Annotated in this window: 16 protein-coding genes; 3 read left to right on the top strand and 13 right to left on the bottom strand. The window is 61.0% G+C overall.

All coding sequences use genetic code 11. The annotated features are described in order from the left end of the window. Positions 1 to 44 precede the first annotated feature (44 nt). Positions 45 to 977 (top strand): alpha/beta fold hydrolase, encoded by a 933-nt coding sequence (locus HU811_RS04035; protein ID WP_186654132.1) that lies wholly within the window; start codon positions 45 to 47, stop codon positions 975 to 977. Between the two features lie 134 nt (positions 978 to 1,111). Beyond that, a complete protein-coding gene (locus tag HU811_RS04030) occupies positions 1,112 to 5,179 on the top strand; it encodes a dermonecrotic toxin domain-containing protein (RefSeq protein ID WP_186654129.1) in 4,068 nt (1,355 codons plus the stop codon). Positions 5,180 to 5,299: 120 nt separating this feature from the next. On the opposite strand, the gene HU811_RS04025 is transcribed toward HU811_RS04030, so the two are convergent. Both HU811_RS04025 and HU811_RS04020 read right to left on the bottom strand, forming a co-directional pair. After that, on the bottom strand, positions 5,300 to 5,743 hold the full coding sequence (locus HU811_RS04025) for a DUF2846 domain-containing protein (RefSeq protein ID WP_092395570.1): 444 nt from the start codon (positions 5,741 to 5,743) through the stop codon (positions 5,300 to 5,302). Between the two features lie 59 nt (positions 5,744 to 5,802). Beyond that, the gene (locus HU811_RS04020; protein WP_092395568.1) at positions 5,803 to 6,714 is read right to left on the bottom strand and encodes a LysR family transcriptional regulator; all 912 of its coding nucleotides are present in this window, start codon (positions 6,712 to 6,714) and stop codon (positions 5,803 to 5,805) included. Between the two features lie 119 nt (positions 6,715 to 6,833). Between HU811_RS04020 and HU811_RS04015 the strand changes: the two genes are divergently transcribed. Then, the gene (locus HU811_RS04015) at positions 6,834 to 8,108 is read left to right on the top strand and encodes an MFS transporter (protein ID WP_186654128.1); all 1,275 of its coding nucleotides are present in this window, start codon (positions 6,834 to 6,836) and stop codon (positions 8,106 to 8,108) included. Between the two features lie 35 nt (positions 8,109 to 8,143). On the opposite strand, the gene HU811_RS04010 is transcribed toward HU811_RS04015, so the two are convergent. Genes HU811_RS04010 through HU811_RS03960 form a run of 11 tightly spaced genes read right to left on the bottom strand, consistent with a single transcriptional unit; the run spans position 8,144 to position 17,495 of the window. Further along, entirely contained in the window at positions 8,144 to 8,596 is a 453-nt protein-coding gene (locus HU811_RS04010; protein WP_186654126.1) for a type II secretion system protein M, read from the bottom strand. Beyond that, a complete protein-coding gene (gene gspL / locus HU811_RS04005; RefSeq protein WP_186654125.1) occupies positions 8,596 to 9,699 on the bottom strand; it encodes a type II secretion system protein GspL in 1,104 nt (367 codons plus the stop codon). Before gspL ends, HU811_RS04010 begins: the two co-directional genes overlap by 1 nt. Further along, positions 9,699 to 10,541: a type II secretion system protein GspK gene (locus HU811_RS04000; RefSeq protein WP_186654123.1), complete on the bottom strand. Its 843-nt coding sequence runs from the start codon at positions 10,539 to 10,541 to the stop codon at positions 9,699 to 9,701. Before HU811_RS04000 ends, gspL begins: the two co-directional genes overlap by 1 nt. Next, positions 10,538 to 11,071 carry a type II secretion system protein GspJ gene (locus tag HU811_RS03995; protein ID WP_186654121.1) on the bottom strand — a complete coding sequence of 178 codons (534 nt, stop codon included), beginning with the start codon at positions 11,069 to 11,071 and terminating at the stop codon, positions 10,538 to 10,540. Before HU811_RS03995 ends, HU811_RS04000 begins: the two co-directional genes overlap by 4 nt. Further along, complete coding sequence (gspI, locus tag HU811_RS03990) at positions 11,064 to 11,435, bottom strand: type II secretion system minor pseudopilin GspI (protein WP_186654119.1); 372 nt, start codon at positions 11,433 to 11,435, stop codon at positions 11,064 to 11,066. The genes HU811_RS03995 and gspI overlap by 8 nt, the downstream gene beginning before the upstream one ends. Further along, positions 11,428 to 11,901 (bottom strand): type II secretion system minor pseudopilin GspH, encoded by a 474-nt coding sequence (gspH, locus tag HU811_RS03985; protein ID WP_367616226.1) that lies wholly within the window; start codon positions 11,899 to 11,901, stop codon positions 11,428 to 11,430. Before gspH ends, gspI begins: the two co-directional genes overlap by 8 nt. After that, complete coding sequence (gene gspG, locus HU811_RS03980; protein WP_186654118.1) at positions 11,898 to 12,353, bottom strand: type II secretion system major pseudopilin GspG; 456 nt, start codon at positions 12,351 to 12,353, stop codon at positions 11,898 to 11,900. Before gspG ends, gspH begins: the two co-directional genes overlap by 4 nt. A 3-nt stretch (positions 12,354 to 12,356) precedes the next feature. Continuing rightward, entirely contained in the window at positions 12,357 to 13,565 is a 1,209-nt protein-coding gene (gspF, locus tag HU811_RS03975; RefSeq protein WP_186654115.1) for a type II secretion system inner membrane protein GspF, read from the bottom strand. A 4-nt stretch (positions 13,566 to 13,569) separates the two neighbouring features. Further along, positions 13,570 to 15,042: a type II secretion system ATPase GspE gene (gspE, locus tag HU811_RS03970; RefSeq protein WP_186654112.1), complete on the bottom strand. Its 1,473-nt coding sequence runs from the start codon at positions 15,040 to 15,042 to the stop codon at positions 13,570 to 13,572. Continuing rightward, on the bottom strand, positions 15,039 to 16,958 hold the full coding sequence (gene gspD, locus HU811_RS03965) for a type II secretion system secretin GspD (RefSeq protein ID WP_186654109.1): 1,920 nt from the start codon (positions 16,956 to 16,958) through the stop codon (positions 15,039 to 15,041). The genes gspE and gspD overlap by 4 nt, the downstream gene beginning before the upstream one ends. Before the next feature lie 9 nt (positions 16,959 to 16,967). Beyond that, positions 16,968 to 17,495, bottom strand: a complete 528-nt coding sequence (locus tag HU811_RS03960) for a type II secretion system protein N (protein WP_186654106.1) — start codon at positions 17,493 to 17,495, stop codon at positions 16,968 to 16,970. Between the last annotated feature and the right edge of the window lie 20 nt (positions 17,496 to 17,515).

The raw sequence follows: 17,515 nt of genomic DNA, 5'->3' as shown, positions 1-17,515 counted from the left end.
AAGCCGCTGCTCAGCTTTTATTTGAGTTCAAGGTGGGACGCCACATGAACAAAAAACCACTACCGGAACAGTCAGCCGCTTCAAAAACACCCAGCAGTATCGTTGTGGATGGGGCGACTTTTAGAAGTGAGTATGCGTATGTCAACGGCATCCGTTTTCACTATCTCATCGGTGGTGATGGCGAACATCCGGTGTTGCTGGTTCATGGATTTCCGGGAAGCTGGTGCAATTGGGAAGCGTTGATGGGGACGCTGATGCGTGCGGGTTACACGCCTATCGTTCCCGATTATCGGGGCGCTGGAAAAACAGAGGTATCGGATACTGGCTACGATAAAAAAAGCATGGCGCACGACTTGCGTGGGTTGATCGCTCACTTGAACTTTCAACACATTGACATTATCGGCCATGACATGGGGCTGATTATTGCCTATGCCTACGCAGCGCTTTATCCGGATGAAACCAAACACATTATCTTGATGGATGGATTTATTCCGGGCATCCCAGGGTGGGAAACTGCTTACAACGGAAACCCCGCAGCCGGTATTGCGAGCAAATGGCACTTTCGCTTTTTCGGCAAGACCGCCATCAACATGATCCAAGGTCGGGAAAAGACCTATCTCAATATGTTTTTTCAGGACTTTGTATTCCCTGGTAACCCTACAGTGCCTGACTGGATTCAGGAGGCGTTGGTGAGGGATTATTCCCGGGCCGGACGTATGGAGGCGGCCTTCAAACTTTATGCAGCCTGGGTAGAACAGGATGTGAATGACAACCAGGCGTTCGCCAAGCATAAGTTGACCACGCCGGTGCTCACCCTGGGTGGTGACCATTCAAGAGGCAAAACCTTGGCCGAACAGGTCAAACATATTACTACGCAACCGCACTCTCTGATCTTGAACAATACCGGGCATTGGCCACTGGAAGAAAAAACCCAGCTTACCCGCGAAGCCATTCTGGCGTTTTTACGAAACAAATAAAGACCCGTGTGCGTATTGAATGTCGGCACTTTTTCGTACCGCAGCGGATACGTCAATGTGCGGTATCTATATATCGCCCTTTCCTTGTGCATCTTCAATAAGTTGTTCCTTCCGATTATTTTCAGGAAGAGAACATGCAGGAGAACAACCCGATACAAACCGCTAGCGCGCAGCTGATAGAGCAACTCGACGCCTCGCAACAGCAGATGATCCGCCTGAATGACGCCGTCCCACACGGCTCGAAGGTGGCTGCGCAGCACTTGGAGGATTGGTTCACAAGGGCCTTCCCCACCCTGGCGGGCAGCGTGTCAGTCGAAGAAATCCTGGTTTGCAGGTTACAGGACGAGGTTACTCCCAGTTCCGAGCGCACCGCCGACGGACCCGTTTTCAAACGGACGGTGACGGATACCGCCCCCCTCGAGACGCTGTTCTGGCGTGCGGTTGCTGGACAGTTGAATGCGCGCGAATTCTTTCTCGAATCAGGCAGCATCGACCTCATCACCGGCAAGGACGGCCTTACACAAATGCCGGCGGCGCTGAATAGCCGTGACGCAAAGGAAGAGATCAAGCGGCTGTTACACATCACGCCGCAGTCCTATGAACAACTCCTGACACAGGCGCTGGATGATTTCTGGGACAAACCTGCTCCCTTCAGCCAGGGCCGCAACGTCAGCGACTGGCTGACGGATGAGTTCGCTGCACAACTCAGGGCGCAAGCGGATCTGCATCGGCTCGACGGGATGCTGAGCCTGCCGATGCACAAGGCGCTGACGGACCTTGGGTTGTCGGCGCCGGACGCAGCGTCTCGCGCCAAACTGGCGGAGCGTTTCCGACCCGGGGTCTACAGCCTGAGTATCACTCCCGAAGGATGGGGGTTCGAGGTCCCGATGCCATACGCCGTTGCGCTGACGCAGCATGACAATCAAGACAACTCCGCAAGCGCGGTGCTTTATCGCCCAGGCGACCCACTGGAAACATATGCTGACCTGTCGACGTTGAAGCGCAGCCTGGCAAAGGACGACAACGCTCAGGACAAGGTGGACACGGCGCCAATAGCAGAGAGCTTCCTTACCCGCTTGGTCACTCAATTGCGGGCAGAGCAGAAAACAGCCATGAGCAACGTTTTGCTGGGCGGTCCGGCACAGGGAGAAAAACTCAGCAACTGGGTGGCCCGGATGGACGCGGCGGCGAACCTGCGGGAAAGGCTGGATCTGGCGGGGGCCATGGACGAGCGAGAATGGCGGTTGAATCAAAAAAAGCTCGACGACTGGTTGCACGCCAACCCGAATGTAACCGGTAGCGAGCGCGTGGCCTGGTGGAGGGCGGTGCAGGACCTGCAAAAAGCCGTGGAAGACAAATCACCACCGCCGGATCCGGTGGTCCTGGCTACCCACGACGCTCTCCAGGACCGGATCCGCACGCTGCTTGCCGACTTCATCAAGGAAAAATACGCGCCGGCCGACCCGGACCAGATTTCTCTGAGCATACGCAAGCAGATCGTCGACCCCCATGCACCGACGGGCGAGTCCCCGTTTGGCTCCGGGGTCACACTGAACAAGATCAAGGCGATAGTTGACGACCGGCGCTCCCTGACGGAGTGGGCGATGTCCAACCTCACCCCCGACGAACGCAACGCCGCTCATGTTACGGTAGAAGGACCGCTGAGTTTTACGCAGATCGTGGAGGTCATTGAACGAGCCAACGTAGGGGGCCGACTACCGGCCGAACTGCAGCTCGCGGCGCGCCGTCGGCAGGCCGAGTGGATGTCCGTGAAAGCGAAACAGATACGGGCTCAGGCCTGGGCCGCCCATATCTCGGGTGACTTGAGACACGACAAGGACAATACCGGGCTGAACCTGGTGCTGGCGGCGCTGGACACTCCTGAGTCCGAGGGGCGTCGCACTGTCAACGGGCACGAGGTCGTAGTCCGACAAATACAGTGGGGCGACAGCGTGCTCAAAGAGATGCTGGCATTCGGGGTAAAGAAACTTGCGAGCCGGCCTTCATTGACGCTGTACACACCTGGCGCACCGGACGGCAAAACGTTCCGGGACGTAGATGCGGGAAGCGACCGGGAGTTGGAAGCGGCCCTGGTGCAGACGCTCACCACCACGCTGGAAATGACCCGATGGCTGATCTCGCAATTGCCACTGTCGGAGCAGGCCGATCAGCTTGCCAGCCTGGTACCGGCGTCGGAAACCCTGACATTCAACGAGAAGATCAAGAAGATCACGCAACCGGCCTTCTCATGGATCAAACACAGGGTCCAGGACGATTTTGCATCCAGTGTCTATTCGCCCGTGGTTAAAGGAAACCTGCTTAAAACACTGCACGAGACGCAAATAACCCACGCCCTAAAAACAGCTGATGCGCTGACGGTGACCCATGCCGAGCGCGACAGCACGGCTGCGCAGCAAGGGCGCCGAAAAGGGGTCACGTTACTGACCGGCGCGATGGCAATGTTCTATGCGGGCCGCCTGGGCGGGGTCCTGGGACGCACGATCCTGCCGACAATGGCCGGCGGCGTCGCGGTGTCGGCGATCAAGGATGAAGACGGCAGCTTCGGCCAGTGGGCGGGGGATTTTATCAGCGGGCTGGGTGAAGTACTTGCAGAGGGCGGGCAAGACCTGATCATGGCTCGCACGGCGCGACGCCGGGGCACGGAGCGTCCGAGGTTGTCTTCGCTCCCCCGTATACCGGACCCGGCACTGCAACCGTTCCTGCTCAAAGGTTTCAACGGCAAAGGGCTGGTGCCCGAGGGTCGTGACCGGTATCGGGATGCCGGCGGGCAAGGGTATCTGAAGCTGGGGAACGGTTACTACAAGACTGCGGTACAAGAAGGCCAGCAGATCATCTACGCACCGGACAACCGTACCCATCAGCGAAGGATGACTTGGAACTATGGCCATTGGCACGTCGAACAACCGGGACGGTTGCGCGGTGGCGGTATCGTAGAAAGTCTGTTCGGCCGCACCCCGGAAACCCCGGAACAGAGAACCTATAACGCATTGGTGGAGGCCGTCCTGGTCAATCATCACTGGCCCTCGCGCGAAGTGCTCAGAACGGCAAGGAAAGTCATTAACGCGATGCCCGAGGAGCTGGCCGGACGCATCCTGCGCGAAAGCATGGACGACATAAACGTACGTGACATAGACACTTATCGATCACGCCTGAACTATATAAATAAAGGACTGCACGGCCTCGCACAACATAAGGTTCCACACGAAAACCTTCTGTACAAATACAACGTGTGGCAGGCAGTAGAATTCTGCACCCGAGATCTCGAATCCCAAGGCACCACGTTCACGTCGGCCCAAAAAATAAAAATCTTCGACATGACCCTGCCGCTCAAGCGGGAACTTTTCGACAGCGAAGGCAACTTCAAGATGATGATGTCGTCCCTGCCAGACAATCTCACTGGCGCGCTATTCATTACGATCATCCCTGAACAAGGGAAAAAGAAAGCCGCCATGACCAGGATACAGAATGATATCCATGACGTGGTCGCCGCTGCCGAAAACCGAGTGTGGGCCGAGCTGGGGAGCGACTTTCCAGGGGAGGGACCGGAAGTAGAAGCCGCCAGGGAAAAATTCAAGAAAACGCCTGAGAACTTTGCGCAGTACAAAAGCAAAAAGCTCGAGATTTTCCGGGAGGAGATGAAAAAAAGACACAAACCCGGCCTCCTGACGGAAATCAGGAACAACAAAATTCCCTATCTCATCGTCAACAAAGGCAAGTCGCTGCGAAAGACGTTACTGGTGACCCAAGACGACATCACCCACTTTACAAAGAACCTCTCCAACTACGACACCTTTGATATCGAGGTGGTGACGCAGGTCCCGTCAAAAAAAGTGCCCGGTAAAACACCCACGCTCAGCACGCCTTCTGCTCTACCGGAAGCTTCGACCACCAAAGAAAAATTCACGGTAAGCGCCAGCATACTGGCTGAAACGCAGATGTCGTATAACAGTTTCCCGGAAGCGGCCAGAACCAAAATAACGGAAATCATGGACGATATTCGCGCCGGCAGGGCCACCACCAAGAGAATCAACAAATTCTACTGGTACGACATGGCCCAACTATCCCCGGGGAGCGGCAGAGGTGCGTGGCGCGCCGCATTTGAACGCAAGGGCGATACCTGGACCCTCCAAGGGTTTTATGACTATCACGTCAATAGGCCTGCGACGGTCTGGGAGGGTTAAGTAAACCGTTGTTCGTGGACGACTCTCCTGCCCGATTTGTACCGGGCCGATGCCGCGGCCATGAACGAAGAAGGGCGCCATTGGGCGCCCTTCAACAACAGCTCGGTGCAGCCAGTCGAGTTACTGGGCTTGAATCAATTTGCTTTCAGCCACCCCGGCGCGACCGGTTTCTTCATCAACTACCTGCAGGTTGTTACGTGCCTTGATGAAGCCCACTTTCACTTCCTGCCAGACGAAATAGTTTTTCCCGGCTTCTGTGCTGAGCTTGAGCTCAGAGTCGTTTTCCGCTGATGACACCAAGGTCTGCTGGCCAGCCGGTACTGACAGCATCAAGTACGACTTAGCGACGGTCTGGCCTACAGGTTTACCGTTGAGCGTTACCGGCATTTTTACTCCGGCGCCCATGCTTTCGTTGCGATAAAGGTAAATGTTGGATTTGTCGGGAACAGTCTGGAATGTTTTTGCCTGAGCATCCTGAGTGTCATCCGCCATTTTTACCGAAGCGCAGCCTGTGGTCAGCGCGGCAACTGCCAGCAAAGCGGTGAAGGTCAACTGCTTGAACATCCTGTTTCTCCATGGTTTGTTGGTCGAACAACGGGTTATCGGCCGATTCATTCAAATATTCAGGCTTCTTCCGGCGCGAGAGATTGACCCCTATCAGTCAACAACGCCACAAACGCCCTCGCCATCGGCGAACGCTGATCCTTGCGCTGCACCAGCCACACCGCCGACACCGCCGCCGGGTCAAGCAGCGGTCTATAGACCACACCGTCAATACGCATGCGCTGGTAGGACGCCGGCAGGACCGACACCCCGACCCCGGCCGCCACCAGACCGATGATGGTCATGGCCTCCCCGGCTTCCTGGGCGAAGTGCGGGCTGAAGCCGGCGTCGCGGGCCAGCGTCAGGAGTTGCGCGTACAGGCCGCTGCCGTAGCTGCGGGGGAAGAACACGAATGGCTCTTGGGCCAACGCCGAGAGAAACAGACCGTCTTCGCTGCCTTGGGCCAGTGGATGCTTGGAACTGAGCACGGCCACCAGCGGCTCGCGGCTCAATTCGATCTCCTGCAAAGAGTCGGGCAGCGGCAAGGGGCGCATGATGCCCACCTCGATTGCCTCGTCCACCAGGGCGTCAGCCACTTGGGTGCTGCTCATTTCCCGCAGGTTCAGGTGGACGGCGGGAAAGCGCTGGCGAAACGTGAAAATCGCCTGGGGGATGGTGGAGTTGAAAGGCGCCGATGACGTGAAGCCGATTTTCAGCTCGCCCAGTTCGCCCAACTGTGCGCGGCGAGCGACATCGGCGGCCTTGTCGACCTGGGCCAGCACCTGTCGAGCCTCTTCGAGAAACAAACGTCCGGCTTCACTCAGTTCGACGCGACGATTGGTGCGATTGAACAGCCGCGCACCAATCTCTTGCTCCAGCGCCTGGATCTGCTGACTAAGGGGCGGCTGGGAGATGCCCAGCGCCAGCGCGGCGCGCCCGAAATGCAGTTCTTCGGCAACGGCAATGAAGTAACGCAGGTGACGTAGTTCCATGGGTCATCCAGTAGGTCGTAAAAACTCTTAAACAGGTCGAACAATATATTGGATACAAACATTAACCGCCTATATGCTTTTTCCATTGCCTGCCTGGCCGTGCTCCTGCGAGGTCCATCGTGAAAACTGCTGTCGCCCCACTGGCCCATGAAATTCCACCGCTTGCCGATGATGGCATCCCCGGACGCAAAGACATCTACATCGAAAAAGGCACGCCGTTGTTCATGCGCACGGTGCTGGCGTTGTTTTGTGGCGGTTTTGCGACCTTCGCCCTGTTGTATTGCGTGCAACCGATGATGCCGCTGCTCTCCGAAGAGTTTTCCATCAATGCCGCCCAGAGCAGTCTGATCCTGTCGGTGGCGACCGGCCTGCTCGCCGTCGGGCTGCTGATCACCGGCCCGATTTCCGATCGCATCGGCCGCAAGTCAGTGATGGTTGCGGCACTGTTTGCCGCAGCGTTGTGCACCATCGCCAGCGCGATGATGCCGACCTGGCAGGGTGTGCTGGTACTACGCGCTCTGGTGGGGCTGTCGCTCAGCGGCGTGGCGGCGGTGGCGATGACTTATCTGGGCGAAGAAATCCATCCCAAGCACATTGGTCTGGCGATGGGCCTGTATATCGCCGGCAATGCTATCGGAGGCATGAGCGGCCGTTTGATCGCCGGGGTACTGATTGACTTCGTCAGCTGGCATGTCGCGATGCTGGTGGTCGGTGGCTTGGCCGTGATTGCGGCGGCGGTGTTCTGGAGGATGCTTCCCGAGTCGCGCAATTTTCGCCCTCGCTCGCTGCATCCGCGCAGCTTGCTGGACGGTTTCACCATGCACTTTCGCGACGCCGGGTTGCCGCTGTTGTTTCTCGAAGCCTTCGTATTGATGGGCGCCTTCGTGACGCTGTTCAACTACATCGGCTATCGCCTGCTGGCCGGGCCTTATCACTTGGACCAGGCCTTCGTCGGGTTGCTCTCGGTGGTCTACCTGTCGGGTATCTACAGCTCGGCGAAAGTCGGCGCACTGGCCGACAAACACGGCCGTCGCAAAATGCTCTGGGCGACTATCGCGCTGATGCTGGCCGGTCTTGCGCTGACCATGACCACGCCGCTGTGGCTGGTGATCCTGGGCATGCTGGTGTTCACCTTCGGCTTCTTCGGCGCGCACTCGGTCGCCAGCAGCTGGATCGGCCGCCGCGCAATCAAAGCCAAGGGACAGGCCTCGTCGTTGTACCTGTTCAGCTACTACGCCGGCTCCAGCGTCGCAGGTACGGCTGGCGGGGTAGCCTGGCATCTGGGCGGATGGAACGGTGTCGGCCTGTTCATTGGCGGCTTGCTGGTGGTGGCGTTGCTGGTGGCGGTGAAACTGGCGAAGTTGCCGTTGTTGCCGGGCAACGCTCAGGTTTGAGCGGACACTGTTCAGGCGCTGGCCCGCCGTTCAAGTCATTGCCCCAACACCATCCGGGCGTCCAGGACACCGTTGCGCACTTCCAGGCTCAGCACCTGCAAGGTGGCGCCGTCCCGCTCGTGCCGGTCCAGCCAGTCGAGCAGTCGATTGGCATCGCCACTGACGGCAAGCCGCAACGAATCACCGTCGATCTCCAGCTCCGCCAGCTCCAGCCCCGCTGCCGTCGCACTGTCGTTGATCCTGACGGACAAAGAGCTCGTGGCGGTCGTAGCGCTGGTGGGCTCCAGGCGCTGGATCCGGGCAGCGAGTTCGGCCTGCTGCCAATACTGACGCTCGGCCAGGTCGAGCCGATGTCGGGTGGGCTGCCAGATCGAGGTGTAACTCACAATGACCAACACAAGTCCGACAAGCCCCGTCAGCAACCGTTGCTCACGGTGCGACATACTTTCCCAGACCTGTTTGCAGCGCTGCCATTCCTTGAAACCCATCAATTGCTCTCCAGTGCGAGGGTGGCCTGAACCCGATCGCTCTGCTTGCTGGCGTTGACCAGGGTGAGGGGCAGTCCGCTTTTAAGCCCACGTTCGCGCAGTTGCTCCAGCTCGACGAAGCTGTTGGCGGACAGTCGGATTTTCCAGCCGTCATCGATCCGAAAATCGATGCGCAGTACTTCGACGTCGCTGGCGCCGATGACCTGTTCCGTCAGTTGGACCAGACGCGCGACCCGAGTCTCCCGTCTTTGCTCGCGACGACTCTGCAACGCCTGGAGCTGCGCCGCCAGGTCGACAATCCGTTCTTGATCGGGATACAGCAACCGGAATCGCTGCTCGCTCTGGACCTGAAAAATCCGGGCTTCGTGTTCAAGAAATCCGATGCGAGCTTCGCTGGCGCCCCAGGTCAGCAAGCATAATCCCAACGCACCAGCCGCCATGCCCCGCCATGGCAGACGCTGTCGGCGTTGACGGAACTCCCCCTGCAACAAGTCGATGGGATGCCCATCAGCGGCCAGCAACCACTCATCGATACCCGGGCGGTCCCGCTCCTCGTCCAGCCAATGGATGTCCTCGGGCAGGTCAGGCTTGAGCGTGGCAAGGGCCCGGGCCGACAGCGACAGGCGTGCCGCGAGGGCGCCACCCAGCAACCAGCGACCAAACCAGCGCACGCCAAAGGCCGCATCATTGGGCAACAGATCGGCATCGACATGCATGGCGCGCATATCCACTTGCTGCGCCGCGAGCAACGCCAGCAGCGCCTGAAACCTGGCCCGTTGAGTCACCATCACCGCGTAACGCTGCCGACGGTCTCGAACACTGGCACAGATGTGCAACGTTTCCAGGTTCTCGCTCAGCTGTTCTTCGATGGCGAACGCGAGTGCCTGGGGTTTTGGCTGGCGTCGGGAAGGCCATGGATCGCTTTGGAACCAACTGCACATCTCCATCGGCAGCAGCACGTCGACGACTCGCCCGCGCAACGCCTGGGCAGCTTCGTGCAGGGGCAGGCAGCGGCGCTCGGCCGCGACCGACCAGACACAGCACGGCCAGTCTGGACTGAGGGCGTCCATGCCTTCGACGGTGAGGTAAAGCCAGGTTTTCATCAATGGAACTCGCTGGGAAGCAGGGGTTGGAAACGACGTTGAAGCACAGTCCAGCGACCGGTATCAGGGTGGCGCTCGATGTCCGAGACCAGCCGCAGGTGACGGTCTGCGAAGGCCACGTCCACCCTGATCCGGAACCAGCGGCTGCTCACGCCCAGCCCATGGCCGCGGATGCCCAGGCCGGCCAGCAAAGGGTCATTCGTGAATGCCGGCACACTGTGGTACGGCGTGTGAGGACGCTGGTTGATCAGCGCATCGGCCGACGCCTGTTCCATACCGTCCAGGGTCATCAACAACAGTCGCGGCGCGGTATTGACGTTCAGCCGAGCGTCCCGGGGCAGTACCGCCACCCAGGGTTCCAGGCGCCGCAGTGTCTGGCCGTCCATGCCCGGCAACAGGCGCAACTGACTCAACTCCTGTATCAATCCGACCTGGGGCAAGGACAGTTCGGGCAGATCCAGTAAGGCCAGCAATCGCGGCCAGCGGTCCAGCGTGAGCTGATCGATCTGTCCCTGGGTGGTCAATGCGTTGAGGTTCAGGCGCCCGGAGAGGTCTTGGATCTCGACGCGGATATCGGCCTCTTCTTCGAACGCCGGCTCTTGCCGTGCCCACTCCTGGCTCAAGTCCACCTGCCCCGATGGCGCGTTGGCACTGTCTTGCAGGACGCTCTGGGCCCAGGCTTCACCGGCCAGCCCCAGTTGACGCAACTGAACCTGATGCAACTGCTGCGCACTGCCCTGCAACAGCAGGCGATGACTGCGTAGCATGCCAGCGGTGAGGAGCAACGCCAGGCTGAGGACCAGCAGCACACTGATCAGCGCCGCGCCGCGTTGTCGAGTCATGGCAAGGCGCCCGGCAATAGCAGCACTCGACGAATCTGTTCGAAACGCCCCGTCGAAACGACCAGTTCCAACGCCAGAGGCGATTGCTCGTTCCGCGTTTCGGTGTACCAGCCCTGTTCCGGGTCGAACAGTCGCCAGCTCAGGCTGCGTACGTCATCCAACAGTTTCTGCTGCTGCAGGCCAGCCGTACCTTCGCCGCGACTGTCGCGCCATAACGCGGCCCCCTCGAGTCGATACTGCACGACTTGCCGTTCACTGCGCGGCAGGTCGAGTGGATTGCGCCAATGGCTACGGTGCAATTGCAGGCGCCCCGACGCGAGTTCGACAGAGCCGGCGACCGCCTGCCAGGCATCTCGCTCGATCACCCCCACGGCACGCTGCAGGCCCCTGATGTCGCGCTCATGCTGGCCGGTTCCCTGCTGTGTACGCACGACACTATCGAACAGACGCCAACCCGCCAGGCCGAGCAAGGCAAACAGCGCGATGGCGATAACCAGCTCCAGTAACGTGAAACCCGACTGTTCATTCATGACGGTTGCCAATCCATCCGGTGGTGCGGTGGGCAACGGACGAACTGCCGGCACGGCTGACCTGGATCTCGACCTTGAGCAGGCGCGGATCGCGGGCCGGGACGATATGTTGCTGCAGGATCCAGTTGCGCTGGCCCAGGTCTCGACTCAAACGCTGCTGCCCCTTTGGCGGCGCCGTTTGCAGGCGCAGCTCGCTCAGTTGGTTGTCCGCCAGCCAGGCACCGAACAGACGTTCCTCCAGCACGACGCTTTGCTTGAGCACAAACTGGCTGGCCGACAGCATCGCCGCCGCCATCGTTGCGAAAACCGCCAGCGCAATCATGACTTCCAGCAGCGTGAACCCTCGGCAATCGGTGCTATTCATGAACGAACGGCTCCGCCACGCCATCGCTCGACACCTGCAACAAGGTCTGTCCGGTAACCTTGATGAACAGCCTGAACGGACTGATTTCGTCACTGCTGAGCATCAGCAGTTGCGGTGTGTCCCGGACATCGTCGAGCGGCAGGATCTGGCCATCTTGTTCAAGCCCAAGCGTCAGGTTTTCCGGCAGCCGATGCAAAGACGTCACCGCCGTCCAGCCCCGGTCTTCGAGCCGTACTGCCTGGTAGGCGCGAGACTGCAGGCGCAGGCCATATTCACGGGCATCCAACACCGCCCGTTCGCGCAGTTGCTGCACCACGCGGATGAAATCCTCGGCCTGCTGTCGGGCCTGGCGCGCCGGGCTCGGACCGCTGGCCAGGCTGACCATGCCCGCCAGCATTCCGATCAGGACGATGACAATCATCAGCTCCAGCAAGGTGAATCCGCGACAATCTCGTCCCATTTTCATGGCGCCCAATTGCCTATGTCGGCCGCCATCCCCTCCCCTCCCGACAAGCCATCGGCGCCCAGGGAGTACAGGTCATAGCTGCCATCGGTCGATTTGAGGCCCGGGTTGAGGTATTGATAGGGCGTGCCCCAGGGATCGACCGGCAGGTTTTTCAGATAACCCTGGGGGTTCCAGTTACTGGCCGCGGGTGTACCGGAGGGGCGCTTGCTCAACGCTTCCAGGCCCTGTTGGGTCGATGGATAGTGATAGTTGTCCAGGCGGTACATCTCCAGGGCCGTGGCAATCGCCTGGATATCGGTTCGCGCGGCCGTGGCCTTGGCTTGGTCGGGCCGGCTCATGAACTGTGGCACCACAATGGCGCCCAGGACGCCGATGATGACCACCACCACCATGATTTCGATCAGGGTAAAGCCGCGCTGAAGGCGTGCAGGTCGGTTGTGCTGAAGTTTCATGGGTCAATTCACCAATTGGTTGAGGCTCAGGATCGGTAGCAGAATGGCCATGACGATCAGCAGCACGACGCCGCCCATCAGCACCAGCATGGCCGGTTCGAAAAGGCTCACCACCAGCGCGATACGCGCCGCGAGGCTGGCCTCCTGTTGTTCGGCGGCCCGGGCCAACATGCTGTCGAGCTCGCCGGCCCGTTCGCCGCTGGCGATCATGTGCAGCATCAGTGGCGGAATATCCCCGCCAAGCTCCAGGCCACGGGTCAGGGTCCCGCCCTCGCGGACCGAACGGGCGACGTCAGCCATGCGGGCGCGGATGGTCAGGTTGCCGATCACCTGCGCGGCGATGCGCAGGGCATCCACCAGCGGCACGGCACTTTTGCTCAGGATCGCCAGGGTGCTGGCGAATCGGGCCGCTTCCATCGCCCGCAGCACCTCACCCAACACAGGCAGCTTGAGCAACAGACGATGCCAGCGCAGGCGCCACGCAGGTTGGCGCAGGCTCCAGCGCCACAACCCGAGCAACCCGACCAGCAACCCGAGCAGCGACAAGCCATAGCGTCGCAATCCGTCACTCAGGACGATCAGTGCCTCGGTCAGCCAGGGCAACGATTGGCCGCTGTCGACGAATATCTTCACCACATCCGGCACCACGTAACCCAACAGGAAGGCGACAATCGCGACGCAGGCCAGCATCAGAATCAGCGGATACACCAAAGCCAGTTGAATGCGCTGGCGCGATGCCTGGCGTGCCTGGGTGTAAGCCGCCAACTGCTCCAGCACCAGGCCCAAGTGGCCGGACTGTTCGCCGGCGGCAACCGTGGCGCAGAACAGCTCGGGAAACGCCTGGGGAAACGCCGCCAGCGCCGTGGCCAGGGCGTGACCTTCCATCACACGACCGCGTACCGCCGACAGCAGGCTGGCAACCCGCCGCTTCTGGCTTTGTTGGGCGACGGCGCCGAGGGCCTCTTCGAGGGGCAGGCCGGCCTGAATCAAGGTGGACAGCTGCAACGTCAGCAACGCCAGATCCGCCGGGCTCAAACGCCCCCCAACGGGCCGGGCGCCCAGGGTTCGTTGCGCCTTCACTTCGTGCAGCTCGCTGGGCAGCAAGCCGCGCTCGCGCAGCAACTGACGGGCATGACGAGGGTTGTCGGCTTCCACGCGGCCTTTGCAGCGTCGGCCCCGGGCATTCTCTGCTCGATAGTCGAAGGTCGGCATGGGGCTAATCCTCCTGGGTGATGCGCAGCAGTTCATCGACACTGGTCAGGCCTTCCAGAACCCGCCGGCACCCGTCCTGAAACAGGCTGCGGGAGGTTTTGCGCGCCTCAAGGGTCAGCGCCTGCTCAGGGGCGCCCTGATGAATCAGTAGCGACAACGTGGTGCTGACACTCACCAGTTCATAGATGCCTATACGCCCGCGAAAACCTTTCTGGCATTGCTCGCAGCCCCGGGCCTTGAACAACCGTGGCGCGGCGTCGGCGTCGAGCCCAAGGCGACGACAGGTTGCAGCGTCGGCCACATAGGGCGTCTTGCAAGATGGACACAAGGTGCGCAACAAGCGCTGGGCCACAATGCCCGCCAGGGACGAGGCCAGCAGATAGGCGTCCAGGCCCATGTCCCTCAGTCGCGTAACCGCGCCTACGGCAGTGTTGGTGTGCAGGGTCGAGAGCACCAGATGACCGGTCAGGGACGCCTGCACCGCGATTTCGGCGGTCTCGCGATCGCGGATCTCGCCCACCATCACCACATCCGGGTCCTGACGCAAAATCGCTCGCAAGCCACGGGCAAAGGTCATGTCGACTTTTGGATTGACCGGCATCTGGCCGATACCCGGCAGGTGATACTCGATCGGGTCTTCGACGGTGAGGATGTTTCGGCTCTGATCGTTGATGCTGCTCAGCGCCGCGTACAGGCTGGTGGTTTTCCCCGAGCCCGTGGGGCCGGTCACCAGCACGACGCCATGGGGTTTGCCGAGCAACCGACGCAGGTTTGCCAGGGTGTCATCAGGTAGGCCCAGGCGGATCAGATCCAGGCGCCCGGCCTGCTTGTCGAGCAGGCGCAACACCACTCGCTCGCCATGGGCTGAAGGCAGGGTCGAGACCCGCACATCGACCTCATGCCCGGCCAGCCGCAACGCCATGCGCCCGTCCTGGGGCACACGTTTTTCGGCGATGTCCAGGCGCGCCATGACCTTGATCCGCGACACCAAAAGGCTCGCCAGCTCCCGGCGCGGGCGTAGCATTTCCTGCAACTGGCCGTCGATACGCATGCGCACCGACAGGTATTGCTCGAACGTTTCCAGATGCACATCCGAGGCGTGTTCGCGAACCGCTTCGCTGAGCAGGGCATTGATCAACCGGATGATCGGCGCATCGCCCTGCTGTTCCAGCAAGTCGGTGGTCTGCGGCACTTGATCGGCCAGGCTGAGCAGGTCCAGCTCCTCGTCCAGTCCTTGGGCAACCTGCTCGGCGGCGCTCTGGCCCTGGCGATAAACGCAAGCCAGGCGCGTAGCGAACTGCCCCGGCTCCAGCACCTGGATGGGCAACTCCCGACCACACCAGCGCCAAACCTCGGCCAGCGCGGTCAACGGCGTGTCGCGGCGCATCACCAGGCGCAAGGTCGGGCCCTCGCCTTCCAGCAGCACGCCCAGGCGTCGGGCGAAACCAAAGGGCAACGGGGCCTGTGGATCACTCACAGGGCCCCCGGATTCTGTTGACGCGGCTCGGCCAGCGGCGCGTCGGCGGACGGTTCGAACAACTCGCGGGCGTCCCGAGGCAGCAACAGCGAATTATTTTTCCGTGAACCGGGTTTGCTCAGCTCTCGAAGCGCGTCGTAGCGCTGACGGCTCACATCGGCCAGGCCTTCCTTGCTGCGCACGATGGTCGGGCGCAGGAACACCATCAGGTTGCTTTTGGTCTGGGTATCACGGGTCCAGCGAAACAGCGCGCCCAGGTAGGGAATGCTGCGCAACACCGGCACGCCGCTTTCCTGGGTACGGACACTGTCGCGAATCAGGCCACCGATCACGATGATCTCACCATCGTCCGCCAGGATCGTGCTCTTGAGGGCACGCTTGTTGGTAATCAGGTCCGAGGAGTCCACGCCGGAGACAGCCGGCGCAATGTCCGAGACTTCCTGCTGGACATCGAGGCGCAGGGTGGAACCTTCATTGATGTAGGGCTTGATCCTGAGGCTGATGCCGACATCCTTGCGCTCCACGGTGGTGAACGGGTTGTCCGCGCCACTGCTGTTGGTGGCGTAGGAGCCCGTCTTGAACGGGACGTTCTGGCCCACGATGATTTCCGCTTCCTGGTTATCCAGCGTCAACAGGCTGGGCGTGGACAGCAGATTGCTGCGGGTATTGCTCGCCAATGCCGAGACCAACGCACTGAAACGGTCGCCTCCGAGTCGCAGGACCGCGCCTTGCGCTTCGTTTTTCAGGGCATTGGCGTCCAGCCCACCCATGATCGGAATGTTGGTTCCCGGAAAATTGATGAACCCTGAGGCGTTGCCGGTATTAAGACTCCACTGCACCCCCAGCGCTTCGGCGGTATCCCCGGAAATCTCGACGATGGCCGCGTGGATCAGTACCTGGGCACGAGGCTGATCGAGTTCGCGAACGATGCTCTCGACGGTACGCACCTGGGCGGGCTCGGCGATCAGCACCAAGGCGTTCTGGCTTTCGTCAGCCTTGATCATGAACGGGTTGGCGACACCGGTATCCCGCTGGCCGCCCAGGGACGCGGTGGTTCTTTTCTCTTGCCCGACGGCTTCCAGCACCTCAGCCAGCTGCCTGGCATCGCTGTGGTGAAGGCGAATGACCCGCGCGTTATCCTGGAAGGCAGCCGCCGGAACATCCAGCGCCCGGGCCAGATCGAGCAGGCGCTGGCGCACCACCGGCGCGCCGATGATCACCAGGTGGTTGCTGCGGGGATCGGCAATCACGGAACCCGCCGCATCCCCCTCGCGCTTGCCGCCGGATGCTTCCAGGACCGGCGCGATATCCACGGCCTGGGCATGACGCAAGCGCAGCACGACATGACTGCGGTTGCGCCCCGAGTCCAACTGACGCACCACTTGGGCGATACGTCGCACATTGGCGGCCGTGTCGGTCACCACCAAGGCGTTGGAAGAGACCGAAGGGCCGATGTAACCATTGTTCGACACCAGGGGCCGGACCAACCCGGCGATATCGGCGGCGATACTCGATTGCAACTCGAGAACCCGGGTGACGTACTGGGACGGGGTGGTGTCCTTGGCGTCGTCGAGACCGGCACGTGTCCTCGCATCGGCGACCGGCGTGATCAGGATCCGTTCGCCTTCGTCGATCACGGTGAAGTTGTGCGCATCGAGCACCGAATAGAACAGCCGCCGCACGCCCTCGCGATCCAGCGCCTGGCGGGACATGACAGTGATGCGTCCCGAGACGCGCGGGTCGAGTACCACGGTCTGGCCGAGAATCGCCGACATCTCCTCGACGACATCGCGCAGTTCCGCATTGTTCATCGCCAACTGCCATTGAGCCTCCTGCGCCCACGACGGCACCCGCGCGGCAAACAGCCCGAGACACAACAGGGCGTGCAACGCACGGCCCCGGATCAAACTATTCATCGATTCAAATCACTCTGATAACCCGGCGACCGGGTGTAGGTATTGCGAGGAACCAGACGGAGGCTGCCCTCCGGTTCCAGGAGACAGTCGACGCAGGAACGACTCGCCCGTGCGCTGCAAGGCCACCCGCTCCTCCCGTCCGTTGCGCCACAACACCACATGAGTCGCATCGACCCGGCGCAACACGCTGCCGCCGGGCAGGCGCTCACCGACCTGATAAATGCGCGACCCCGTGACATCGGCCAGCAATGCCCGTGACAATCCTGCGCCGTTGACGAAGCTGGCCTGCAGGGTGATCGGTTCGGCGCTGAGGGCCGTGGCCTCTCGAGCGGCCAGGCCGAGCACACTGGCCACCGCCTGGACGTTGAGCACAGCGCCGCCCTGAACCACGACCGGCGCCGCACTCATCGGCACTTCGCGCCTGAGCTCCTGTCGAAAACGCCACTCCTGCCCCGCCAGGAAAGTGCCGTAGAGCAAAGTCACCGACACCAGTACCGCCTTCGGCAGGCCACCGTCGGCCCGGAAAAAAGCCTTCATTTGCCTGCTCACCCTTGCAG

This window comes from Pseudomonas tehranensis (assembly GCF_014268615.1).
Taxonomy (GTDB): Bacteria; Pseudomonadota; Gammaproteobacteria; order Pseudomonadales; family Pseudomonadaceae; genus Aquipseudomonas; species Aquipseudomonas tehranensis.
This window is presented reverse-complemented; position numbering and strand designations above follow the sequence as displayed.

Coding starts and splice junctions, on each gene's coding strand:
- gspH (WP_367616226.1), bottom strand. CDS start 11,901: ATGAAAATGGGACGAGATTGTCGCGGATTCACCTTGCTGGAGCTGATG.
- gspG (WP_186654118.1), bottom strand. CDS start 12,353: ATGAAACTTCAGCACAACCGACCTGCACGCCTTCAGCGCGGCTTTACC.
- HU811_RS04000 (WP_186654123.1), bottom strand. CDS start 10,541: ATGACTCGACAACGCGGCGCGGCGCTGATCAGTGTGCTGCTGGTCCTC.
- gspD (WP_186654109.1), bottom strand. CDS start 16,958: ATGAATAGTTTGATCCGGGGCCGTGCGTTGCACGCCCTGTTGTGTCTC.
- HU811_RS04030 (WP_186654129.1), top strand. CDS start 1,112: ATGCAGGAGAACAACCCGATACAAACCGCTAGCGCGCAGCTGATAGAG.
- HU811_RS04020 (WP_092395568.1), bottom strand. CDS start 6,714: ATGGAACTACGTCACCTGCGTTACTTCATTGCCGTTGCCGAAGAACTG.
- HU811_RS03995 (WP_186654121.1), bottom strand. CDS start 11,071: ATGAATGAACAGTCGGGTTTCACGTTACTGGAGCTGGTTATCGCCATC.
- gspF (WP_186654115.1), bottom strand. CDS start 13,565: ATGCCGACCTTCGACTATCGAGCAGAGAATGCCCGGGGCCGACGCTGC.
- HU811_RS04025 (WP_092395570.1), bottom strand. CDS start 5,743: ATGTTCAAGCAGTTGACCTTCACCGCTTTGCTGGCAGTTGCCGCGCTG.
- gspI (WP_186654119.1), bottom strand. CDS start 11,435: ATGAATAGCACCGATTGCCGAGGGTTCACGCTGCTGGAAGTCATGATT.
- HU811_RS04035 (WP_186654132.1), top strand. CDS start 45: ATGAACAAAAAACCACTACCGGAACAGTCAGCCGCTTCAAAAACACCC.
- HU811_RS03960 (WP_186654106.1), bottom strand. CDS start 17,495: ATGAAGGCTTTTTTCCGGGCCGACGGTGGCCTGCCGAAGGCGGTACTG.
- gspL (WP_186654125.1), bottom strand. CDS start 9,699: ATGAAAACCTGGCTTTACCTCACCGTCGAAGGCATGGACGCCCTCAGT.
- HU811_RS04010 (WP_186654126.1), bottom strand. CDS start 8,596: ATGGGTTTCAAGGAATGGCAGCGCTGCAAACAGGTCTGGGAAAGTATG.